Annotated in this window: 20 protein-coding genes; 8 read left to right on the top strand and 12 right to left on the bottom strand. The window is 63.5% G+C overall.

Annotated elements, in window-relative coordinates:
• Positions 1 to 867: 867 nt before the first annotated feature.
• From GH660_RS13205 to GH660_RS13235, 7 genes are all read right to left on the bottom strand, one after another.
• Entirely contained in the window at positions 868 to 2,202 is a 1,335-nt protein-coding gene (locus GH660_RS13205) for a triacylglycerol lipase (RefSeq protein ID WP_153147150.1), read from the bottom strand.
• 638 nt (positions 2,203 to 2,840) lie between these two features.
• Positions 2,841 to 3,302, bottom strand: a complete 462-nt coding sequence (gene moaE, locus GH660_RS13210) for a molybdopterin synthase catalytic subunit MoaE (protein ID WP_153147151.1) — start codon at positions 3,300 to 3,302, stop codon at positions 2,841 to 2,843.
• Between the two features lies 1 nt (position 3,303).
• Entirely contained in the window at positions 3,304 to 3,552 is a 249-nt protein-coding gene (gene moaD, locus GH660_RS13215) for a molybdopterin converting factor subunit 1 (RefSeq protein WP_153147152.1), read from the bottom strand.
• Positions 3,549 to 4,754, bottom strand: a complete 1,206-nt coding sequence (gene glp / locus GH660_RS13220) for a gephyrin-like molybdotransferase Glp (RefSeq protein WP_194266319.1) — start codon at positions 4,752 to 4,754, stop codon at positions 3,549 to 3,551. Before glp ends, moaD begins: the two co-directional genes overlap by 4 nt.
• Positions 4,754 to 5,254 (bottom strand): molybdopterin-guanine dinucleotide biosynthesis protein B, encoded by a 501-nt coding sequence (gene mobB / locus GH660_RS13225; protein ID WP_153147153.1) that lies wholly within the window; start codon positions 5,252 to 5,254, stop codon positions 4,754 to 4,756. Before mobB ends, glp begins: the two co-directional genes overlap by 1 nt.
• Before the next feature lie 17 nt (positions 5,255 to 5,271).
• Positions 5,272 to 6,405 carry a hypothetical protein gene (locus tag GH660_RS13230; protein ID WP_153147154.1) on the bottom strand — a complete coding sequence of 378 codons (1,134 nt, stop codon included), beginning with the start codon at positions 6,403 to 6,405 and terminating at the stop codon, positions 5,272 to 5,274.
• On the bottom strand, positions 6,402 to 8,327 hold the full coding sequence (locus tag GH660_RS13235) for an ATP-dependent DNA helicase (RefSeq protein ID WP_228276494.1): 1,926 nt from the start codon (positions 8,325 to 8,327) through the stop codon (positions 6,402 to 6,404). The genes GH660_RS13230 and GH660_RS13235 overlap by 4 nt, the downstream gene beginning before the upstream one ends.
• Positions 8,328 to 8,633: 306 nt before the next feature.
• Between GH660_RS13235 and GH660_RS13240 the strand changes: the two genes are divergently transcribed.
• From GH660_RS13240 to GH660_RS13250, 3 genes are all read left to right on the top strand, one after another.
• Positions 8,634 to 10,328 carry a Na/Pi cotransporter family protein gene (locus GH660_RS13240; RefSeq protein ID WP_153147155.1) on the top strand — a complete coding sequence of 565 codons (1,695 nt, stop codon included), beginning with the start codon at positions 8,634 to 8,636 and terminating at the stop codon, positions 10,326 to 10,328.
• A gap of 327 nt (positions 10,329 to 10,655) precedes the next feature.
• Entirely contained in the window at positions 10,656 to 10,937 is a 282-nt protein-coding gene (locus tag GH660_RS13245) for a DUF6156 family protein (protein ID WP_153147156.1), read from the top strand.
• Positions 10,938 to 10,986: 49 nt separating this feature from the next.
• A complete protein-coding gene (locus GH660_RS13250) occupies positions 10,987 to 11,205 on the top strand; it encodes a Nif11-like leader peptide family natural product precursor (protein ID WP_153147157.1) in 219 nt (72 codons plus the stop codon).
• A 116-nt stretch (positions 11,206 to 11,321) separates the two neighbouring features.
• On the opposite strand, the gene GH660_RS13255 is transcribed toward GH660_RS13250, so the two are convergent.
• Entirely contained in the window at positions 11,322 to 12,239 is a 918-nt protein-coding gene (locus GH660_RS13255) for a LysR substrate-binding domain-containing protein (RefSeq protein WP_153147158.1), read from the bottom strand.
• Between the two features lie 110 nt (positions 12,240 to 12,349).
• On the opposite strand from GH660_RS13255, the gene GH660_RS13260 reads away from it, so the two are divergent.
• Positions 12,350 to 12,742, top strand: a complete 393-nt coding sequence (locus GH660_RS13260; protein ID WP_153147159.1) for a tautomerase family protein — start codon at positions 12,350 to 12,352, stop codon at positions 12,740 to 12,742.
• A 7-nt stretch (positions 12,743 to 12,749) separates the two neighbouring features.
• Entirely contained in the window at positions 12,750 to 13,652 is a 903-nt protein-coding gene (locus GH660_RS13265) for a DMT family transporter (protein ID WP_153147160.1), read from the top strand.
• A gap of 277 nt (positions 13,653 to 13,929) precedes the next feature.
• Here the strand turns inward: GH660_RS13265 and GH660_RS13270 are convergent, their stop codons facing one another.
• From GH660_RS13270 to GH660_RS13285, 4 genes are all read right to left on the bottom strand, one after another.
• Positions 13,930 to 14,310, bottom strand: a complete 381-nt coding sequence (locus GH660_RS13270) for a type II toxin-antitoxin system PemK/MazF family toxin (protein ID WP_153147161.1) — start codon at positions 14,308 to 14,310, stop codon at positions 13,930 to 13,932.
• Complete coding sequence (locus GH660_RS13275; RefSeq protein WP_153147162.1) at positions 14,304 to 14,555, bottom strand: AbrB/MazE/SpoVT family DNA-binding domain-containing protein; 252 nt, start codon at positions 14,553 to 14,555, stop codon at positions 14,304 to 14,306. Before GH660_RS13275 ends, GH660_RS13270 begins: the two co-directional genes overlap by 7 nt.
• 143 nt (positions 14,556 to 14,698) lie before the next feature.
• Positions 14,699 to 17,074: a phosphoenolpyruvate synthase gene (gene ppsA, locus GH660_RS13280; RefSeq protein ID WP_153147163.1), complete on the bottom strand. Its 2,376-nt coding sequence runs from the start codon at positions 17,072 to 17,074 to the stop codon at positions 14,699 to 14,701.
• Positions 17,075 to 17,099: 25 nt separating this feature from the next.
• Positions 17,100 to 17,885 (bottom strand): FadR/GntR family transcriptional regulator, encoded by a 786-nt coding sequence (locus tag GH660_RS13285; RefSeq protein ID WP_153147164.1) that lies wholly within the window; start codon positions 17,883 to 17,885, stop codon positions 17,100 to 17,102.
• A gap of 159 nt (positions 17,886 to 18,044) precedes the next feature.
• Between GH660_RS13285 and GH660_RS13290 the strand changes: the two genes are divergently transcribed.
• The 3 genes from GH660_RS13290 to GH660_RS13300 are packed head-to-tail and all read left to right on the top strand — an operon-like array spanning position 18,045 to position 20,931.
• Entirely contained in the window at positions 18,045 to 18,839 is a 795-nt protein-coding gene (locus tag GH660_RS13290) for a (Fe-S)-binding protein (RefSeq protein ID WP_153147165.1), read from the top strand.
• Positions 18,836 to 19,504: a lactate utilization protein C gene (locus GH660_RS13295; protein ID WP_153147166.1), complete on the top strand. Its 669-nt coding sequence runs from the start codon at positions 18,836 to 18,838 to the stop codon at positions 19,502 to 19,504. Before GH660_RS13290 ends, GH660_RS13295 begins: the two co-directional genes overlap by 4 nt.
• Complete coding sequence (locus GH660_RS13300) at positions 19,501 to 20,931, top strand: LutB/LldF family L-lactate oxidation iron-sulfur protein (RefSeq protein WP_153147167.1); 1,431 nt, start codon at positions 19,501 to 19,503, stop codon at positions 20,929 to 20,931. Before GH660_RS13295 ends, GH660_RS13300 begins: the two co-directional genes overlap by 4 nt.
• Positions 20,932 to 21,381: the final 450 nt, after the last annotated feature.

Consider the following 21,381-nt stretch of genomic DNA (forward strand, 5'->3'; position numbering starts at 1 on the left):
GACCTCGTTCCGTGACCTGCTTGACCGCCTCGATCCTGAATTCTTCCGGATAACGCTTGCTGCTCATGACTTCTCCTTTTGCCTAAGTTTAAGGCTACGGAGCGTCTAGAGGTTCCGGGGCGATTCACTCTGAATCACCGATCGTTGCATAAATGTAGCCCGGAATGTCATGAAATTCCATAAAAATAAAGCGTTAAAAGTTATTCTTAATAAAAGATTAACATAAACGCATTGAACGAAAGTTTGGCATACGCGAGTTTCCATCCCCGAGTCGCCGGTAACAAACGTCCTGCTGACCATTTCTACTGCGAGCCGAACGTTAACATTTGATCTGGCTTTGACAGTGGAAGTATGCCCTGAGAACACACAAGGTCTGATCAGAGTCGGGTGTGGGAGTTCGCTAGATCCGGAAGCTGTCGTTTGGCCCCCCGTCCGGACCAACGGCAGCTGACCGGTTGAATCCAAGGGTGCATTGCTGCCTGAGTTTGGCACAATCCCTAAGGTCGGCTTAGGCCGATGAGCTGGAATTGCTCTTCCGGCAGGTTCCATAGTTAAGCAGTCCTTCAGGCGTCCGGTCTGGAGAGAAGGTGGCCGGCTGGTTGTGACCGACAGCACTTATTGGTTGCTGCTTCCTGATACTGGCCAGTGGAAAATTCGAAGTTTGGCGATCGTCGGCTTACTGGCGTAGGCGCCAACTTACTCAATCGGCCAATAGCAGCCATTGAATATTTCATCCCGAAGCGGACATTGAAGTCCGAGTTTCTGTGACGTTTAATTGGTTCGTTATGTGGAATCCGAGAGGGTTTTTAGCACAAATAAACAGCGTATTTATTTAATTTACGCAAAAAAAGCCCAAGTGAAGTTTGCTTACAACCTTGAGCGAATGAAATCTGAAATCTGTAATGACGCGCTTTGGTCGTCATACAAAGCACTATGCGACAATTTCTCGAGAGGATTCAGCGAAACATCGGGATGCCAGTGCCACACAATCCATCGCCCGCTGGGCGTAGGTTCCGCTGACACCTGAAGAAGAATAGCCGCTGCAGCAAGCTCATAGCCAAGCGGAATAGCTAGAATTGACAGCAAAGCGAAAAGGGGGACAGAAACCACCCCCACCAATAGACCACCAAGAATTTTCCCCCCTTCCGCCCCGTCGTTCAGCAATGAGCGGCAAACAATCCAAATAAACGTAACTGCTAGAAACACAAAAATACCCAATGAAAATATATTATTATTGGCTGCAGACCATATAGCCAGCAAAAGCGACAGCCACCACATTGTAAACAATGAAAAATTTATTGTCTGTTCATGGCGAAGAACAGCCCGGCTCCAAATTGAAACTCTTTCCAAGGCCTGCTGCAGCAAGATTGCTGGAAACGAATAGATTGCATTAAATGAAAAACTAATAGCCTGCGCCGCATTTAATGCCAATAATGCTTCATCCATTGTCCCTCGAAGAATAAGGACTTTTTCACTTGAAACTGTGGGTAGCGCCAGTCGCTCCATTAACTTTGCGGAAAATTTTTTAAAATAAGCAGGGGATACTATAAGAAACCAAACTCCGGAAAAAAATCCAAATAAGTAAATTGCGGGTTCGACGCGATGGAGAATTTGAAATAAATATAATAGCACACTGGGTAGGATAGTTGACATAAAAATAAATGGTGCAACCCTTAGTGAAGCCGTGTGAAATATGTTTTGAGCCCTTGCTTGATACAAAATAAATGGCGTAGACAAAGTTATCACCCCATCAATTTGATCGCAAATATTACTGTTTGTGAGCGACTTTAATGCAACAGCACCCCCATGGCTATGCCCAATAATAAAATGACGTGCCTCGGGCCACTTTTCTAGATTCTCTTCCAATTGATGTGCAAGTTCTGCTCCCGCTTGATGTCGTGCGGAAATTGAATTCCTTCCCGACCAACGAAACTCTTGCGTTATTACACTGCAGGGTTTCAGTAGATAACGTAGCCTACTAGAAAATGCAGCATTCGGAGAAATCCATTTGCTTTTTCTCGCCCATGTTCCGTGAACTAAAGTAATCACTATATCTGGGTTGTTATCAAATTCGTCCGTTTGAAAAACATGTTCATTTTTTTTCCATAAACGGCTAAACAGAACAACAACCAAAGCAGTCAAAATGGCGCTGAAATATGCCAAGAATCCAATAACAATCAAAATTATCGCTATGTACTCCATTAGATCGCTCCCGACAAAATATCAATTTAAATATAATTACCTCGTTATCGAGGGCTGTTAAGTATAATTAAATTACTTTCAATATCCGGCGGTTATGTTATTTGACCCTATTGGTTACGGCAGTGACTTTAGGGTTTCAAAAATGTTGATCCGGCCCGAGCGAGCTTTCCTTCAATTCATCCTGAATTCCCTGCAAGTTCAACACCTAGTGGCTCATCGCTGCATGATCTTGCCATATTTTGTTGTTTTCAGTCGTCCCGAAGTGAGTCAGCAACTTTCAAGATGAAGGAGGATGGGGTTTGATGGTTCATAAGTTGAATCTGGCGCCTCAAAGCTTATGGGTGCCTGAACATCTGCTTCTACAAGTTGGCTAATTCCGGTTTGGGTCGGGAGTACGCGTTCGCAGGTTTAGAAAGGTGACGCTCGGGTCGAAACCTTGCCGAGCGGCCGCTAACCGGCGCATTGCTGACCGAGAGGGTCAGCTAGTCGAACGACCGCAGTGGCCGACGAGCACTCGGTGATCAGACTGCCTGAGCGTCCGCTGAACTCGGGAACCTGGCGCCGTCGCATCCCGGCGACCAACGACAACAACGGTGCGAAGTACGACTAACGATTTCTCGCCAGTCTGGCGCCGGAGATCAAGAATCTTCCTTCTGCCACCGTGCCGCCGCACTGTCGTCGGCTTCCCGCGCATCGACCCAGCGCGCGCCGTCCGGCGTCGCTTCGCGCTTCCAGAACGGCGCGCGGGTCTTCAGGTAGTCCATGATGAATTCGCAGGCGGCGAAGGCTTCGCCGCGGTGGGCGCTGGTGACGGCGACGAGGACGATCTGGTCGCACGGCCGGAGCGGTCCGACGCGGTGGATGACGAGGACGCCGTAAAGGTCCCAGCGCGTTTTCGCTTCGTCGACGATGGCTTCCAGCGCCCTCTCGGTCATGCCCGGATAGTGTTCCAGCGTAATTTCCGAGACACCGGCGCCGTCGTTGATGTCGCGCACCAGGCCGACGAAGCTGGCCAGCGCGCCGACGCGGGCGTCGCCGGCCCTGAGCGCGGTCAACTCGGCGTTGAGGTCGAAATCCGCTTCCTGGACGCGCACCGTCATGTCAGCCTCCGGTCACCGGCGGAAAGAAGGCCACCTCGTCGCCATCGCGGACGGCAGTTTCCGGGCCACCCATTTCCTGATTGACGGCGCAGCGCAGGTTCTTCGCGCTCGCCAGCCTTTCGCGGCCCAGCCCGACCAGCCAGTCGCGCAGGGTGCCCACGGTGGCGACCCCGGCCGGCAGTTCCAGCGTTTCGCTGCCGATGCCGAGCGCCTCGCGCAGCCCGGCGAAATAGAGAATCTTCACGCTCACGACAGCAGCTCCGAATAGGGAATGAAACGCACCGGGTCACCGCGTTTGACCGCCTGGCCGGGCGGGTTGTCGACGATGCCGTTGCTCCAGACGAGCGAGGTCTGCACCCCGGCGCCCTGGTTGGGAAACAGTTCGACGCCGCCGGCCTCGTTCAGGCGGGCGCGCAGGAATTCGCGGCGCACGTCGGGGCGCGGCCAGTCGAACTCGGCGGGCAGCGTCAGCACCTGCGGCATGACCTGGTCGACGCCCTGCAGGCGCAGCACGAAGGGGCGCACGGTCATCATGAAGGTGACGATGGCCGACACCGGGTTGCCCGGCAGGCCGATGAACCAGGCCTTGCCGTCGGGGCGCGGGATTTCGCCGAAGGCCAGCGGCTTGCCGGGCTTGGTCGCCACCTGCCACATGTCGAGGCGCCCTTCGGCCTCGACCGCCGGCTTGACGTGATCCTCCTCGCCGACCGAAACGCCGCCGCAGGTGATGATCAGGTCGTTGTCGGCGGCCGCCTGGCGCAGCGCCTCGCGGGTCGCATCGAGCTTGTCCGGCACGGTGCCGAGGTCGCGGACTTCGCAGCCGAGCCCTTCGAGCAGCGCGCGCAGCGCGAAGCGGTTGGAGTTGTAGATGGCGCCGGGCGGCAGCGGCTCGCCGGGCTGCACCAGCTCGTCGCCGGTAAAGAAGGTGCCGACGCGCAGGCGGCGGCGCACCGGCAGTTCGGCCAGCCCGGCTGCAGCGGCCAGCGCGACGTCCTGCGGGCGCAGCCTGATGCCGGCGGCCAGGATCTCGCGGTCGAGCGCGATGTCCTCGCCGGCCGGACGGACGTTCTCGCCGGGGCGCGGCACATGATTGATGACGACGGCGCCGTCGCTGTGCTCGCAGCGTTCCTGCATCACCACCGCATCGGCCCCCGCGGGCACCGGGGCGCCGGTGAAGATGCGGGCGGCGCTGCCCGGCTGCAGCGCGCTGCCGACCGTGCCAGCCGGGATGCGCTGGCTGACCGGCAGGCGGACGCCGGTGGCGGCCACATCGGCGGCGCGCACGGCGTAGCCGTCCATCGCCGAGTTGGCGAGCGGCGGCACGGCGACGGTCGCCCGCTGGGCAGCGGCCAGGACGCGGCCGGCGGCGGCAGTCAGGGGGAGCGAGCGCACTTCCGCGACGGGCTGGGCGGCAGCGAGCAGTTTTTCCAGGGCTTGTTCGAAGGTCAGCATCAGCGTTCCTGCAATTGAAGGGTGTCGATAACGAATCGGGCGATGGCCGCGGCGTCGTTGAGCGGCAATACCGGGAGTGCGGTGTCGATCGCGGCCTCGGTGGCTACCGCGACGATGTCGTCGCGATCGGGAAAAAGCGGCGGCTTGCCGTTTTCCGGGCGATAGACTTCGAGCTTGGGCACCGGTTCCTGCTTGAAGCCTTCGACCAGCACCAGGTCGCAAGGTGCCAGCCGAGCCAGCAGTTCGTCGAGCATGACGTCGCCCTCGTGCCGCCGCTCGTGCATCAGCGCCCAGCGCTCGCCGCAGGAGAGCAGCACTTCGCTGGCGCCGGCCTCGCGGTGTCGGTAGGAATCCTTGCCCGGACGGTCGATGTCGAAACCGTGGTGGGCGTGCTTGATGACCGAGACCTTGAGGCCGCGCGCGGTGAACTGGGGAATCAGCTTCTCCAGCAGCGTGGTCTTGCCGGAACCGGAATAGCCGGCGATGCCGAAAACTTTCATGCGGTGATCCTGCCCGTTCAGTCAGCGAAGGCCGGCGCAAAACCGCCGCCCGGGGTGCGGAAATTGGTCGTCTGCCCCTGGTAGAGGCGGGCGGCGACCAGCTGGATGCGGCCGGCGTAGACGTAGCAGCGGATATCGGCCTTCATGCGTTGCGCCTCGTCGCCGACCTGGACGACGTGTTCGGACGGTGGGGCGATTTCCTGGGCGATGTAGCCGCCATGCAGGATTTCCTCGAAGACGCGGCGCGTCAGCTTGTCGCCACGGTAGGCGGCGCGGCTGCCGAAGCCGGCCGGAGGCTTGAAGAACCAGCGCTTGCGGTCGACCCAGAAATCGGCCTCCTTTTCGGGGTCGACCGCAACCGTCCGCGGAATGCCGGCGAGCAGCGTGCGCTGCGTCGCTTCATCGACGCCGAAGGCCTGCAACACGGCGGCGTCCGAGAGCAGCATCAGGTTGCGTTTGTCGGCGTAGAGCGCGTGGGCGCGCGGATGCGGCGTCACGACGACGCCACCGGCCTCGAAGACGGCCCGCAGATGGGCGTTGGCCGGGGAGTCGAGCGAAAAGTCGGTGAGCCGGTTGTAGATCAGGTCGACCGGTTCGCCGGCGTGCACCAGGCCGCCGCCGGCAACGACCAGTTCGCCGGGACCGGCGATGACGGCGGCGATGCCGTGCTCCTCGAACAGCTCCCTGAAGAGCGCGAATTCCGGCGCCAGGAACTGCCCGGCCGGATTCTCGTCGACGATGGCAATGCGCCGCAGCGGCGCGGCGCCGCGTTCCAGCCGCCATTCCTCACGGAACATGGCGACGAAATCGTCGCGCACGCGGGCGCCCTCCTCCGCCCGCCCGTGCTCGGCCAGCAGGTAGGCGTTGAGCAGCCCGCCGCCGGCATTGGTGTTGATCTCGATGAGTTTCGGGCCGTCATCGGTCAGGTGGAAGTCGTAGCCGAGAAAGGCGCCGCGCGCCCGCGCCGGCAGGCGGGCGATGGCCGGCGCCTGCGCCAGCACGCGCTCCTGGAAAGCCGGCAAGGCGATCACCGACTCGATGGCGGCGACGATCACCGCCATGTCCTGCATGGCGCGCGGGGCGATGGCGACGGCGGCGGCCGAGAAGAGCTGCGGCTGCTGTGCGCGCAGTTGGTCGAAGGTGGCTTTCATCGGCTGGCGAAAAAGTTGAGCACGTCCTGGAGTTCCTTGGTTCGCTTCATCGGCGGCAGACTTTGCCAGACGCGGCGGCCGTATGGCTTTGATAGAAGTCGTGGATCGCAGATCATCAGCACACCGCGGTCGGTCTCGTCGCGGATCAGCCGGCCGGCGCCCTGCTTGACGTTGATCACGGCGCGCGGCAGCTGGTATTCCATGAAGGCGTTGCGGCCCTGCTGCTTCATCTGCTCGATGCGCGCCGACAGCACCGGGTCGTCGGGCGGCGCGAAGGGAATCTTGTCGATGACGACCAGCGACAGCGCCTCGCCGCGCACGTCCACGCCTTCCCAGAAGCTCTGACTGCCGACCAGGATGGCGTTGCCGAGATGGCGGAAGCGTTGCAGCAAGTCGTTCTTGCTGCCCTCGCCCTGGAGCAGCAGCGGCATGTCGATGCCCTCGTCCTCCAGCCGCGCCTTGAGCAGCTCGTGCGTGCGGCGCATGGCGCGCAGGCTGGTGCACAGGAAGAAGGCGCCGCCGCCGGCCGCCACAACGGCCGGAAAGGCGGCGTCGACGACGGCGTCGGTGTAGCCGAAGGAATTCGGCTCCGGCATGCCGAGCGGTGCGTAGAGGACGGCCTGGCTGCCGTAGTCGAAGGGGCTTTCCCAGCACGCCGAATCCGGCTCGCCGAGGCCCAGTTCGGCGCAGTAATGGTGGAACTTGCCCTGCACGGCGAGCGTCGCCGAGGTGAAGATCCAGGCGCGCGGGTGGCCGCCCATCTGCTTCCTGAAAATCTCGGCGACGTCGAGCGGCGTCGAATTGAGCTGCAGCGACTGGGTGAACGCCTCGGCCCAGCGCACGTAGCCGTCGTCGCCGGCCTTCTGCCAAGCGCCCAGGCGCTGCGCCAGTTCGAGCGCCCGCTGCCAGCACTTTTCCAGCCCCTCGGCGCGCTCGGCCTGGGTTTCGAGGATGGCGGCGAATTTGACGACCTCGTCTTCGAGCAGCTTGAGGGCCGGGGCAAATTCGGGCTTTTCGAGCAGTTGACCGCAGGAGAAGCGGCCGGCGTCGATGCCGACCGTCAGGCGCAGGTCGCGGGCGACCTTTTCGAGTGCCTTGCTGCCGCTCTGCAGTTCGAGGCAGTCGCGGGCGCTGGTCAGCCCCTCGGCCCGCGCGTCGCGCGCCAGGTCGACGACCTGCGCCGTCGACACGGTGTCGCCGAAGAACAGCGTCGCCACTTCCGGCAGCTGGTGGGCCTCGTCGAAGATCACCGTGTTGCAGGCCGGCAGCAGCTCGGCCATGCCTTCGTCGCGCAGCATGACGTCGGCGAAGAAGAGGTGGTGATTGACGACGACCAGGTCGGCCGCCATCGCCTCGCGCCGCGCCTGCATGACGAAGCAGTCCTTGTAATCCGGGCAGTCCTGCCCGAGGCAGTTTTCGCGGGTGGACGTCGCATGGTTCCACACCGGCGAGTTTTCCGACACCTCCAGGCATTCGGCCTTGTCGCCGCTCTTGGTCACTTTGGCGAAGACCGCGATGCGGCGCGCGTCGGCGGCGTCCTCGCGGGTCAAAAAACGGCCGTCGGCCAGCGCGCGTTCGAGATGGTAGGGACAGACGTAGTTGGCGCGGCCCTTGAGCAGCGCAATTTTGACCGGCGCCTTCAAGGCATCGCGGACCATCGGCAGGTCCTTGTTGAACAGCTGATCCTGCAGGGTCTTGGTGCCGGTGGAAACGATCACCTTGCCGCCCGAGCGCAGCGCCGGCACCAGGTAGGCAAAGGTCTTGCCGGTGCCGGTCCCGGCCTCGGCGATGAATACCGAACAGCCGTCGATGGCGGCGGCGATGCGCTCGGCCATGTCGAGCTGCTGTTCGCGCACGCGATAGCCGCTGATCGCCTGCGCCAGCGGGCCGTCGGGAGAAAAGATTTCCGGGAGGGACGACAAGGGGAAACGCCTGAAAAAGTGGGGCGAATCTTAGCAGATGGGGCGTCGATTAACGATCCGACGGCGACGCAGCAAGCCGCGGGGCGCCCGCTTGATCAGGTCGGGATACCGGCGAATCGCCGCTCGCCGAATTTTCCTGTTTGCGCGTCGCAACCCACACCTGCGAATCCTGATTTTCGGCGTTTTTTGACTGTCGACCGCAACAGGTGCCGGGAAACACTGCTCAAACCGTTTCCGGGTTGCAGATTGCGGATTGGTGTTTAAGCCCTTGTTATAGTATGGCTTCCTGTCACAGCGAGGGCGATCATGAGCGAACTCAATCCACTGACGATGACCGTCGAGCTGCTCGGCGGGCTCGCGCTCTTTCTCTACGGCATGGAGAAGATGACCGAGGGGTTGAAGGCGGCCGCCGGGCAGCAGATGAATGCGCTGTTGGCGAAACTGACCGGCAACGCAGTTCTGGGTGCCATCACCGGCGCCATCGTGACCGCGGTGATCCAGTCGTCGTCGGTGACCACGGTGCTCGTGGTGGGGTTCGTGAGTGCCGGGATCATGACGCTGGTCCAGTCGGTGGGGGTAATCTTCGGGGCCAATGTGGGCACTACGGTCACGGCACAGATCGTGGCGTTCAACACCACCGCCCTTGCCTATCCGCTCATCGCCATCGGGTTTTTCATGAGCTTCGTCTGGAAGCAGGGCGTCGTTCGCCACTATGGCGCCATGCTCATGGGACTGGGGCTGATCTTCTACGGCATGGCGGCGATGGGCTCGGCCATGGCGCCGTTGCGCACGCACGAGGGCTTTGCCGAGTTGCTGCAATCCCTGAAGAATCCGGTCCTTGGGATGCTGGCCGGCGCGGTGTTTACCGCCCTGGTGCAGTCGTCTTCGGCAACCATCGGCCTTTCGGTGGTCATGGCGACCCAGGGATTGCTTTCCCTGCCGGCGGGCATCGCGATCCTGTTCGGGGCAAAGATCGGCACCGGGATCACGGCGATCCTCGCCGCGATCGGCAAGCCACGGGATGCGAAGCGGGCGGCCGCCGTGCATGTCCTGTTCAATGTGCTGGGCGCCGTGATCTGGTTGCCGTTCATCGCCCAGCTCGCGGGACTCGCCGAGACGGTTTCGCCGGTTGCGGCGCATCTGGAGGGTGTGGAACGGCTCGCCGAGGAGGTGCCGCGCCAGATCGCCAATGCCGCAACCATCTGGGCGACCGCCAACACGGTGTTTTTCCTGCCGTTCGCCGGTTTGTTTGCGAAGATGGCGATCAGGATCATCCCGGACCGGCCAGTCGAGGAAAAGGCCATCATCCGCCCCAGGTATCTCGACGACGAACTGATCCAGGTGCCATCGATGGCCCTGGAACTGGCGCGGAGGGAGCTCGGGCACATGGCGGAACTGACCGAAGGGATGCTTGGCAAGGTCAGGCCGGTTCTCGAATCCAGGGATCTCGGCCCACTGTCGCAGCAACATGACCGGATCGTGGTGCTGCGAGAGGCCTTGCTCAGCTACCTGCAGCAGGTCGGGCGTGCCGAGTTGAACGACGCCGAAGCTGACGAGCATGCACGAGTGGTTGCCGCCATCGGCGAAATCGAGAACATGAGCGCGGCGCTCAGCTACGAACTGATCCCGCTGGCCCAGACCCTGAAGGAGGCGAACACCACCCCTTCGAAGGAGACCACAGATCTGCTGGAAAGGCTGTTCCAGACGATCCAGGCGTCGGCGCAGTCCGCGCTGCGGGCGCTGGTATCGCAGGACGAGACGGCGGCGCAGACCGTGGTCGCGAACCGCGCTGCGATCCTGAAACTCACCTCCGAGTTCCACCGGCAACAGGCCGTGCGTCTCGCCGGGAACGAGCCGGATCGCCTGCTCAAGCTCCGCGTGCAACTCGAAATACTCGACCGGCTGCGGCGCCTCTACAGTGTGGCTGAGCACATGGCGATCTCGATACTGCCACGGAGCGTTCTCGTCGGGGAACTGTCCGCTTGGTCTTCGACGACGTAACCTTGTAACGCGCAATCCGGCCCGGATATCGCGAACCACAGCGAACACGCCGCGTTTTCCCCCTACCCGGTTACGGTCGACCGGGAAATCCGGAATAAATGGCGCGGCTTCAGGACAGCCTTACAACCTGTCTGAACAAAAGCCGTGATCCATCCCCGGGCCCTCCAGCAGGTTGGCCCCGATATTGCTCAGTGGTCGCCGACCCGCGAAACAGCGGGAAAACTTGTCACCAAGACGACATTTTCTGGCGCGGCAGGCTTGGGCGTCGACGCTTTTCCGACAACGGCGGAAAAATGCGCGCCCGCCGCCTGCCCCGAGAACGACCCGATGACTGCAAGCGACACCACCACCCGCTATTTCACCAGCTACAGCGGCGCCCGGCTGCCCCTCAAGCTGGTCGGCGAACTGGCGCCGGCTGACATGCGCAACCGCAACACCTACTACTGCGGCAGCTTCGACCTGGCCGGCCAGCTGATCGCCTGCGAGAAGATCGTCTATGGCGAAACCGAACTGCGCCACGACTACAGCTACCACCCCGACGGCCGCCTCGCCCGGGCGACGATCGACGACGGCGGCGACGAGCCCGCGGTCATCGACTATCCCGCGTGAGCCGGCGCCTGCCTTCCCGTTTCCCCATCAACATCCTTCAGGAGAAAACATGTCCATCGTGCCCATCAAGGCGTTCTCGGATAAGGCCAAGACCGACGCGGAACTGAAAACGCAACTCAAGGCCTGCCAGAAGATCAAGGAACTGCGCGCCCTCGCCCAGGACCACGGCTTCACGATCGAGGAAAACTCCCTCTACCCGCCGAACGAGCCGCAATTTACCGAGGACCAGCTTTCCGAACGCCTGGTCAAGGCGCTGCTGCGCGCCTGACAACGCCCGCCCGACGGCGCCGGAAGGCCGGGGAAACCCGGCCTTCGTCATTTTTGCCCCTTTTTTGGCGGTCGACCGCAACCGGCCGCGCCCCGAACGACCGCGGTGCGGAGCGCTCACCCGATCCGCCGCGTGCCGCCCGGTGCGCCGCTGCGTGCCACCATCGCCTCGCCCATCCAGTCGGCGAGGCGACGACAAGGGGCACTGACGCCCCCCGGGGCAAACAACGCCAGCAGACGAGCCGCCGGCAAGGCCGGCAGGGCCTGCCCGCCGCAGGCCTCGACCACCACCAGGCCCGGCGCGAGCAGGCTGTGCGGCAGCGCGGTGAGGCCGAGGCCACAGGCGATGGCGTGGCGCAGACCGGTGACGCTGCTGCCGGTGTATTGCAGCATCCACGGCAGGCCGGCACGGGCCAGCGCGGCGGTGGCGGCGAGGCGGAAGGCGCAGTTCTCGCCGAACAGGGCGAGCGGCAGGCCGCGCTCGTCGGGCGCCGGGGCGCTGTCGCGGTAGGCCTCGCCGGCCATCCAGACCAGCGCTTCCTGCCAGAGGACGTCGCCTTCGGCCGCCGCTTCCGGGCCGCAATCCTTGACCAGCGCCAGGTCGAGCTGGCCGTCGGCGAGCGCCCGCCGCAGCGTGGCCGAGGTATCGGCCAGGACATTCAGGCGCAGGCGCGGATAGGCCGCGCGAAAGGCGCTCATGGCCGCCGGGAAGACGCTTTCCATCAGCTCTTCCGGCAGGCCGAGGCGCAGGCTGCCGACTGCGTCGTCGCGGGCGACGGCGGCATAGGCCTCGTCGTTCAGGCGCAGGATCTGGCGGGCATAGGCGAGCAGCGCGGCCCCCTCGGCGGTGACGCCGTCCACGCGGCCCTGGGCGCGCCTGAGCAGGGTCTGGCCGAGGGTTTCCTCCAGCCGCTTGAGCTGCAGGCTGACCGCCGACTGGGTGCGGCCGAGGTGCTGCGCCGCGGCGGAGAAGCCGCCGAGATCCACGATGCCGACGAGGGCGCGCAGTGCTTCGATATCGAGGTGGCGACTCATAATTTTAATTCCGTATTTTGAAAACAAATAAATCAATTTTTTTAATTTAATCCTAGCCGTTAGAGTTCCCTTGAAGCAAGCCCCAACCCTCTCACTTCAAGGAGACCGCCATGCCCTTCATCGACCTGCAGCTCGGCCAACCGGCCAGCCTGGAAAACCGCCGCACCCTCGCCGGCCGGGCGACCGACATCATCGTCGAACGCCTGCACAAGCGCCGCGAGGTCACCGCCGTGCGCGTCGCCGAGCACGCCGGCGAGGCCTGGTGCGTCGCCGGTATGCCGGTGGCGCCCGCCCTGCGGCCGGCGCACTGCGTCGTCTACATCACGACCGGCACCAACAGCCCGGCGGAGAAAGCGGCCTGCATCGCCGACCTGCACGCGCTGCTGACGGAAGTGCTCGGGCCGCTTCCGGAAGCGAGCTACATCGTGATCCAGGAAGTACCGGCCACCGACTGGGGCTACGCCGGCCTGACCCAGGCCGCCCGCCGCCCGGCGACGCGCTGAGGCGGCCATGGCCACCGCCGCCCTCGCCCGCCGCGCCGGCTTCGGCCTGCTGGCCGATGAACGCCTGCCGGCGCTGGCTTTCGTGACGCTCTACGGCGCCGGCTTCGTCGGCGCCCGGCTCGGCCTGCCGCACGCCGGACCGCTCGCCTTCCTGGCCCTGCGCTTCGCCCTGGCCGCCGTCCTCCTTGCCGCGCTGGCGCGGGCCTTCCGGGCGCCGTGGCCGGCGCGGCAGGCATTGCCGGCGATCGTGCTGGCCGGACTGCTGACCGTCGGCGTGTTTTCGGTGGGGGTCTTCGTCAGCATCGCCGGCGGCGTGCCGCCCGCCGTTTCGGCGCTGATCATCGCCCTGCACCCTGTGCTGGTCGCCACGCTGGCGCCCGGCCTGCTCGGCGAACGGGTTGCGCCGCGCCGATGGACTGGGCTGCTGCTCGGGCTGGCCGGCGTCTTTCTGGTGTTGCGCGATGGGCTGGCCAGCGGTGCAGCGCCCGGCTGGGCGGTCGCCGCCTCCTTCGCCGGGCTCGCCGGCCTGTCGGCCGGCAACCTCCTGCAGAAGGCGCATTGCGCGGCGATGCATCCGTTCGCCGGCGGTGCCGTGCAGTGCGCGGCGTGCGCCGTCGCCTGCGCGCTTGGCTGGCTGGCCTTTGAGCCGACGCCGGTGCGGTGGACGGGCGAATTCGTCGTCGCCCTGCTGTGGATGGCAGTCGTCGTGTCGGTGGGCGCCGTCAGCCTCCTCGTGGTGCTGATCCGGCGCGACGCGGTCAGCCGGGTGGCCGGCTTGTTCTACCTGGTGCCTGTCTCGGCCGCGCTGGCCGCCTGGCTGCTGTTCGATCAGGGCATCGCGCCGCTGCAATGGCTGGGCATCGCAGTGGCCGCTACGGGCGTCACGCTGGCAATTCGCAATCCGGAGTAACGGAGCGCCGGGCGACAGGCATCCAACGGGATTCACGAACCACTGGTCGACAATTGTGGCCGGGATCGCTCCCGGCCTTCTTCATTTTTGCCCCTTTTTTGCGGTCGACCGCAACCGGCCTCGCCCACGGAAAATGCGGGTCATTACCCAACAAAATTAATTTTTATTGGGTAAATCAGATTAGCCGGGCACCAGTGAATACACATTTCCAAAACATTACCGCCAACCGAACGTAATGCATTTGGGCTACCCCCGCTTTCCATGCCCCTCGATCGCATCACCCCAACTGCACGATCTGATTCAGCACGCCACAAACTTCTGCAAAACGGACATCGGCCAGTTCGCCCATCGGGTGTGGAGCGGCCAGGCGAACTCGCCAGTCGAATGATTTGGGTTGATGACAAAGCACATAACTGGTCTTGCCGGATTTGGTGCCGCCGGCGATCCCCGCCACTACGGCGAACGGGTTACTCGCGTTGTAGGCCGCCGTGGTCATCGGCAAGCCGATCACCAGTGAGGTTCGCTCGTTGAAAGCCCGGGGAGACAGCACCAGGAAAGGATGGCGATCCTGCATTTCCGTGCCGGCTTGAGGATTGCAATCGATCCAGATGATCTCCTGTCGTTCCGGTACCCAGTTGGCTTTCCTTTTGGCTACCACCGCTCGGCTCCAAGCTCGCTGGCAGGCATGACCTCCCCGCCATGCAAAGCTGGGTCAAAAAGCGATAGCCGCTGTTCCAGTGTCGGAACTTGATCCTTGATCGGCTCGATCACGACCCGACCCGCTTCAACAGTCACGCGCACCCGCTGGTCGGCATGCAAATGCGCCTCTCTCGCCACTGCGGCAGGCAAACGGACGCCGAGGTTGTTACCCCAATGTTTGATATCCAGAATCGCTTCGGCCATTTTTTCATTCCAGTAGTTTAAACAAAGTATAAACACCTGTCGGGATATTGCAAACAGGAAATGAGCAGTGGCAGAAATGAAAAAGGCCGGGATTGCTCCCGGCCTTTTGATTTTTGCCTTATTTCCGCGGTCGACCGCAGCGATCAGCCTTTCTTGTGGCCCGCCAGGCGGGTCCAGGTGTCGACGACGGTATCCGGGTTCAGCGAGATGCTGCTGATGCCCTGGTCCATCAGCCATTCGGCCAGATCGGGGTGGTCGGACGGGCCCTGGCCGCAGATGCCGATGTACTTGCCGGCCTTGTTGGCGGAGGCGATGGCCATGGCCAGCAGCTTCTTGACGGCCGGGTCGCGTTCATCAAAGAGGTTGGCGACGAGGCCGGAGTCGCGGTCGAGGCCGAGCGTAAGCTGGGTCAGGTCGTTGGAGCCGATCGAGAAGCCGTCGAAGATCTTGAGGAAATCGTCGGCGAGCAGCGCGTTGGACGGGATTTCGCACATCATGATCAGCTTGAGGTCATGCTCGCCCTGCTTCAGGCCGTGCTCGGCCAGCAGGTCGACGACGCCCTGGCCTTCGCCGACGGTGCGGACGAAGGGCACCATCAGCTGGACGTTGGTGAGGCCCATTTCCTCGCGCACCTTCTTCATCGCGCGGCATTCCATCTCGAAACAGTCGCGGAAGCTTTGCGCGATGTAGCGCGAGGCGCCGCGGAAGCCGAGCATCGGGTTTTCTTCTTCCGGCTCGTAGAGCTCGCCGCCGAGCAGCTTGCGGTATTCGTTGGACTTGAAGTCGGACAGGCGGACGATCACCGGGTTCGGCCAGAAGGCGGCGGCGATGGTGGACACGCCTTCCACCAGCTTCTCGACGAAGAATTCCTTCGGCGAGGCGTAGCCACGGGCGCGGCGCTTGATCTCGTCGCGCTTGGAGGCCGGCAGGCGCTCGACGTCGAGGATGGCCTTCGGGTGGATGCCGATGACGTTGTTGATGATGAACTCGACGCGGGCCAGGCCGACGCCGGCGTTCGGCAGCTGGGCAAATTCGAAGGCCAGTTCGGGGTTGCCGACGTTCATCATGACCTTGACCGGGACGTCCGGCATGGCCGAGATGTCGCGCGTGGTGACTTCGAAATCAAGGCTGCCGCGATAGACGTGGCCGGTATCGCCCTCGGTGCAGGAAACGGTGACCACTTCGCCTTCGTTCAGGGTTTCGGTCGCGTCGCCGCAGCCGACGATGGCCGGGATACCCAGTTCGCGGGCGATGATCGCGGCGTGGCAGGTGCGGCCGCCACGGTTGGTGACGATCGCGGAAGCGCGCTTCATCACCGGCTCCCAGTTGGGGTCGGTCATGTCGGCGACGAGCACGTCACCCGGCTTGACCTGGTCCATCTCCTTCGGGTCCTTGACGATGCGCACCGGGCCGACGCCGATCTTCTGGCCGATGGCGCGGCCGGAGGCGAGCACCTTGGAGAAGGACTTGAGCTTGAACTTCTCGATCTTGCCGGCGCCGGTCTGCGACTGCACGGTTTCCGGACGCGCCTGCAGGATGTACAGCTTGCCGTCGACGCCGTCCTTGCCCCACTCGATGTCCATCGGGCGGCCGTAGTGCTTCTCGATGATCATCGCGTAGCGGGCCAGTTCGAGGACTTCCTCATCGTTGATCGAGAACTGGTGGCGCAGGCTTTCCTCGACGTCTTCGGTAATCGTGGACTTGCCGGCGACCTTCTCGGCGGCGAAGGTCATCTTGATCATCTTGGAGCCGATGTTGCGGCGCACGACGGCCTTCCTGCCGGCGGCCAGCATCGGCTTGTGCACGTAGAACTCGTCCGGATTGACGGCACCCTGGACGACGGTTTCGCCGAGGCCGTAGCTGGAGGTGACGAAGACGGCATCACGGAAACCGGATTCGGTATCGAGGGTGAACATCACGCCGGCGGCGCCCTTGTCCGAACGCACCATGCGCTGGATGCCGGCGGAGAGGGCGACGTCGGCGTGCAGGAAGCCCTTGTGTACGCGGTAGGAAATGGCACGGTCGTTGTACAGCGACGCGAACACTTCCTTGATCGCGTGCATGATGTTTTCCAGGCCGACGATGTTGAGGAAGGTTTCCTGCTGGCCGGCGAAGGAGGCGTCCGGCAGGTCTTCGGCGGTGGCCGAGGAGCGCACGGCGAAGGACATGTCGGCGGTGGAATCGGCGACCAGACGCTGGTATTGCTCGGTGATGGCGATGGTCAGTTCCATCGGGAACGGCGTGTCGAGCACCCACTGGCGAATCTCGGCACCGGTCTTGGCCAGCGCATTGACGTCCTCGACGTCGAGGGCGTCGAGCGCGGCGTTGATCTTCTTGTCGAGACCGCTCTGCGCCAGGAAGACGCGGTAGGCATGAGCCGTGGTGGCGAAGCCGCCCGGCACGCGGACGCCGGTGTCGGCCAGCTGGGAGATCATTTCGCCGAGCGACGAATTCTTGCCGCCGACCTGTTCAACGTCGGTCATGCGCAGCTTTTCAAAGGGGATAACCAGGGGCTCCATGCGGATTCCTTTCAGAGGGGTCGAATCAAGAAATGGTGGAAGGTGAAAAATCGGTGTTCAGGCGGCGCGCGGCGGTTTCGCGGCGGGCCGCGGAGCGCAGTGACTGGGCCAGCGTCTCGCGGACGAAATCGATGTGGGTTTCGGCGGCGGCGCGCGCAGCCTGCGGCTTGCGCTCGCGGATGGCGGCGTGGATGGCTGCGTGCTGGCCCATCAGCAGCGAACCGGCGGCCGGGATGCTCTTCAGCTCGCCGAGGTTGAGGCGGATGTTGTCCTGCATCAGGCGCAGCAGGGCGGCCGACAGATGGCCGACCAGCGCGTTGTGCGACGCCTCGCCGACCGCCTGGTGGAAGGCGATGTCGGCGCTCGAACGGCGTTCCAGGTCATCGGCCGCGAAGGCCTCGGCGAGCGTCGCGAAAGCCTGGTCGAGGCGCGTCAGGTCGGCTTCGGTGGCGCGCTCGGCGGCCCATTCGGCGGCCTGCCCTTCAAGCATGCGGCGGAATTCGAGCATGTCCTCGCGCAGGTTCGGGTGGGCGCCCATCATGTCCTGCCAGGGATCGAAGAAACTCGACTCGAGGCGGTCGGTCACATAGGTGCCGCCACCCTGGCGGCTCTGCACCATGCCCTTGGAGGCCAGCTTCTGGATCGCTTCGCGCAACGACGGCCGGGAAACGCCCAGTTCGAGCGAAAGCTCGCGCTCCGGCGGCAGGCGGTCGCCCGGCTTGAGCGAGCCTTCGAGGATGCGGCGCTCCAGCGCGGAGGCGACGGCATCGGAAATGCGCGGGACCTGCAGCTTGGTTTGCGGAGTAGGCAAAATGAATCGCTCGATTGGTAAGACCAGCACATTTTAATCACGGAACCGGTAAACCGCAAGCTTGGTATAAACCCCTATTTGATTGACTAAGTAGCTCTTGTATAGTACATTTCCACAACCGAGACATATTGGTTTGACCAATTTACCATTGGAGACAAAATGAGCGAACAGGCAAAAACCGGCCAGCGCCCCGCCGACGTCTATTTCTTCGCGACCTGCGTGGTCGACCAGTTCTTCCCCGGCGCCGGGCTCGATGCCATCACCCTGCTCGAACGCGCCGGCATCCGCGTTCATTTCCCCGAAGAACAGACCTGCTGCGGTCAACCGGCCTACACCAGCGGTTTTCCCGACGAGGCACGCAAGGTGGCGGCGCAGCAGCTGACCCTGTTCCCCAACGACTGGCCGGTGATCGTGCCGTCCGGCTCCTGCGCCGGCATGATGAAGCACCACTACCCGACCCTGTTCGCCAATGACCCGGCGCGCAAGGCGCAGGCGGAGGCGCTGTCGGCACGCATTCATGAATTCACCGACTTCCTGGTCAATGTGCTCGGCTGGCAGCCGGAGGACAAGGGCGGCGAATGTACCGTCGTGCTCCATACCTCCTGTTCGGCGCGCCGCGAGATGGGCGTCCACCTGACTGGCCGCAAGCTGCTCGGCGACCTGGCGCACGTCACCGTCGCCCAGCAGGATCACGAATCCGAATGCTGCGGTTTCGGCGGCACCTTCTCGATCAAGCAGCCGGAAATTTCCGGCGCCATGGTCGAGGACAAGGTCAAGTCGCTCAAGGCGACCGGCGCCGAGCGCGTCGTCAGCGCCGACTGCGGCTGCCTGATGAACATCCTCGGCCACGCCGCCTGGAAGGACCGCCAGGAAGGCCGCGCGCAGCCGAGCCTGCCCGGCGAGCACATCGCCAGCTTCCTGTTGCGTCGTACCGAAGAAAGGAGCGGCAAATGAGCGCCCGTGATCGCATCCTGGCCAAGCTGCGCAACGCCATGCCGGCCGAGAATCGTCCGGCGCCCGATGTGGCCGGCTGGTTCGCCGGCCACCGGCCGGTCGAAGGCAAGGCCGAAAAGGCCGCGCGCTTCCGCCATTTCATCGAGCTGGCGCACGCCGAGGTGCATGCCGTCTCGTCCGCCAACTGGGTGCAGAAGCTGTGGGAAGTGCTGGCAGCCAGGGAGATTCGTCGCCTGCTGCTGGCCCCCGGCACCGAACATGGTGCACGCGCCATGAACCAGCTGTCGCAGAGCGGCATCGAGTGCAGGGCCTACGACCGGGCCATCGAGCAGTGGAAGGAGGAAATGTTCCATTACATTCCCGCCGGGTTCACCGCCGCCCGCGCCGCCGTCGCCGAGACCGGCACGCTGATCCTGTGGCCCGACGATCACGAGCCGCGCCTGATGTCGCTGGTGCCTCCGGTCCATGTCGTGCTGCTCGACAGCACCCGCATCTACAACACCTTTTTCGAGGCGACGCAGCAGGAAGGCTGGAAGGACGGCCTGCCGACCAACGCCCTGCTCGTCTCCGGCCCGTCGAAGACCGCCGACATCCAGGTGACCCTGGCCTACGGCGCGCACGGCCCGAAGGAACTGGTCGTGCTGCTGATGGGAGAAGACGCATGAACGCCCAGCCCATCCATTTCAAGCCGTCCGAAGGTTTCCGCGGCCGGGCCAAAGCCGTGGTCGACAACCCCTTCCTGCGCCAGAGCTTCCGCGGCGCGATGGATTTCCTGATGACCAAGCGCGCCGCCCAGTTCCCGGACGCCGAGGAACTCGACAGCCTGCGCACGCTGGGCGAGCACATCCGCCAGTACAACCTCGGCAAGCTGCCCGACCTGCTGGTGCAGCTCGAGGAAAACCTGGCGCGCAACGGCATCCACGTCCATTGGGCGGAAACGCCCGACGAGGCCAACGCCATCATCCTCGGCATCTGCCAGAAGCATTCGGCGAAGCTGATGGTCAAGGGCAAGTCGATGGTCAGCGAGGAGATCGAGCTCAACCATGCCGCCGAGGCCGCCGGCATCGGCGCGCTGGAGTCCGACATGGGCGAGTACATCGTCCAGCTCGCCGGCGAGAAGCCGTCGCACATCATCATGCCGGCCATCCACAAGACCAAGGAAGAGATCGCCACCCTGTTCCACGAGAAGGTGCCCGGCGTCGACTACACCGACAACGTCGATGCGCTGATCCAGATCGGCCGCCGCGTCCTGCGCCAGAAATTCCTGGAAGCCGACATCGGGCTGTCCGGCGTCAATTTCGCCGTCGCCGAGACCGGCACGCTGTGCCTGGTCGAGAACGAAGGCAACGGCCGCATGTGCACCACCGCGCCGCCGGTTCATGTCGCCATCACCGGCATCGAGAAGATCGTCGAAAAGCTGGAACACGTGCCGCCGCTGCTCTCGCTGCTGACCCGCTCGGCCACCGGCCAGAACATCTCGACCTACTTCAACATGATCTCCGGCCCGCGCAAGCCGCACGAGAAGGACGGCCCGCAGGAAGTCCACCTCGTGCTGCTCGACAACGGCCGCAGCCAGGCCTATGCCGACGACCAACTGCGCAAGACGTTGCAGTGCATCCGCTGCGGCGCCTGCATGAACCACTGCCCCGTCTATACGCGGATCGGCGGCCACGCCTACGGCACCACCTACCCCGGCCCGATCGGCAAGATCATCTCGCCGCACATGCTCGGGCTGGAAGCGACGGCGACGATGGCCACCGCCTCGTCGCTATGTGGCGCCTGCGGCGAAGTCTGCCCGGTACGCATACCGATTCCCGAACTGCTGATGCGCCTGCGCGAGGAATCCTTCTCGGCGCCGCACGAGAACCCGGCGATGCGCGGCCAGGGGGCGGGATACAAGCCCTGGGTGACGGCCATCTGGCGCGGCTGGGCGGCAGTGTATCGGTCGCCGTCGCTGTACCGGTTGGCGACCTGGCTGGGAAGCAGGTTCGCCTGGCTTATGCCGTCGAATCAGGGACCGTGGACGACGGTGCGGGTGCCGTTGAAGCCGGCACCGAAGCGGTTGCGGGATATGTTGAAGGAACGGGGATAGTGTTTTCTGAAACGCTGGTTTCCGCGTCTGACGGGCGGATGGTTTTTTTTGATGCGCGGCTTTCCGCCGGCCGGCGGGCGTACCTTCTTTTGCTTCGCCAAAAGAAAGTAGCCAAAGAAAAGGCGACCCCAGGTTTTGCGCCCGGCTACGCCGGGTTCCCTGCGCTACTCGGCACTGGCGGGGGCTGCGGAACTCGGGGCTGTGCCACTCAGACAGTCCTCGCCCTTTTTCCGCCAGCACCTGCGTTGCTCGGCGCGCCACATGGGGACCCGAAAGGCGTCGAAGCGCGACCGGCAAACAGCAATATGGGCTGCTGCGGTCGACCATCCCAAAAGGCCAAAAATGCGAAGCGCCCTTTGCACACCCGCGGTTTTCCGGGCCCCTTGGGAGGCGCCGAGCAACGCAGAAGCGCCGGGGGATTTCGGCGAGCACTGTCTGAGGGGCGTAGCC

The organism is Dechloromonas sp. H13 (assembly GCF_009469615.1).
Classification (GTDB): domain Bacteria; phylum Pseudomonadota; class Gammaproteobacteria; order Burkholderiales; family Rhodocyclaceae; genus Azonexus.

Bases quoted from the DNA above. Each gene is read 5' to 3' on its own strand.
- GH660_RS13300 (WP_153147167.1), top strand. From the start codon at position 19,501: ATGAACGCCCAGCCCATCCATTTCAAGCCGTCCGAAGGTTTCCGCGGC.
- glp (WP_194266319.1), bottom strand. From the start codon at position 4,754: ATGCTGACCTTCGAACAAGCCCTGGAAAAACTGCTCGCTGCCGCCCAG.
- GH660_RS13205 (WP_153147150.1), bottom strand. From the start codon at position 2,202: ATGGAGTACATAGCGATAATTTTGATTGTTATTGGATTCTTGGCATAT.
- mobB (WP_153147153.1), bottom strand. From the start codon at position 5,254: ATGAAAGTTTTCGGCATCGCCGGCTATTCCGGTTCCGGCAAGACCACG.
- GH660_RS13290 (WP_153147165.1), top strand. From the start codon at position 18,045: ATGAGCGAACAGGCAAAAACCGGCCAGCGCCCCGCCGACGTCTATTTC.
- GH660_RS13245 (WP_153147156.1), top strand. From the start codon at position 10,656: ATGACTGCAAGCGACACCACCACCCGCTATTTCACCAGCTACAGCGGC.
- GH660_RS13240 (WP_153147155.1), top strand. From the start codon at position 8,634: ATGAGCGAACTCAATCCACTGACGATGACCGTCGAGCTGCTCGGCGGG.
- GH660_RS13265 (WP_153147160.1), top strand. From the start codon at position 12,750: ATGGCCACCGCCGCCCTCGCCCGCCGCGCCGGCTTCGGCCTGCTGGCC.
- GH660_RS13295 (WP_153147166.1), top strand. From the start codon at position 18,836: ATGAGCGCCCGTGATCGCATCCTGGCCAAGCTGCGCAACGCCATGCCG.
- GH660_RS13260 (WP_153147159.1), top strand. From the start codon at position 12,350: ATGCCCTTCATCGACCTGCAGCTCGGCCAACCGGCCAGCCTGGAAAAC.
- ppsA (WP_153147163.1), bottom strand. From the start codon at position 17,074: ATGGAGCCCCTGGTTATCCCCTTTGAAAAGCTGCGCATGACCGACGTT.
- GH660_RS13275 (WP_153147162.1), bottom strand. From the start codon at position 14,555: ATGGCCGAAGCGATTCTGGATATCAAACATTGGGGTAACAACCTCGGC.
- moaE (WP_153147151.1), bottom strand. From the start codon at position 3,302: ATGACGGTGCGCGTCCAGGAAGCGGATTTCGACCTCAACGCCGAGTTG.
- GH660_RS13230 (WP_153147154.1), bottom strand. From the start codon at position 6,405: ATGAAAGCCACCTTCGACCAACTGCGCGCACAGCAGCCGCAGCTCTTC.
- GH660_RS13250 (WP_153147157.1), top strand. From the start codon at position 10,987: ATGTCCATCGTGCCCATCAAGGCGTTCTCGGATAAGGCCAAGACCGAC.
- GH660_RS13255 (WP_153147158.1), bottom strand. From the start codon at position 12,239: ATGAGTCGCCACCTCGATATCGAAGCACTGCGCGCCCTCGTCGGCATC.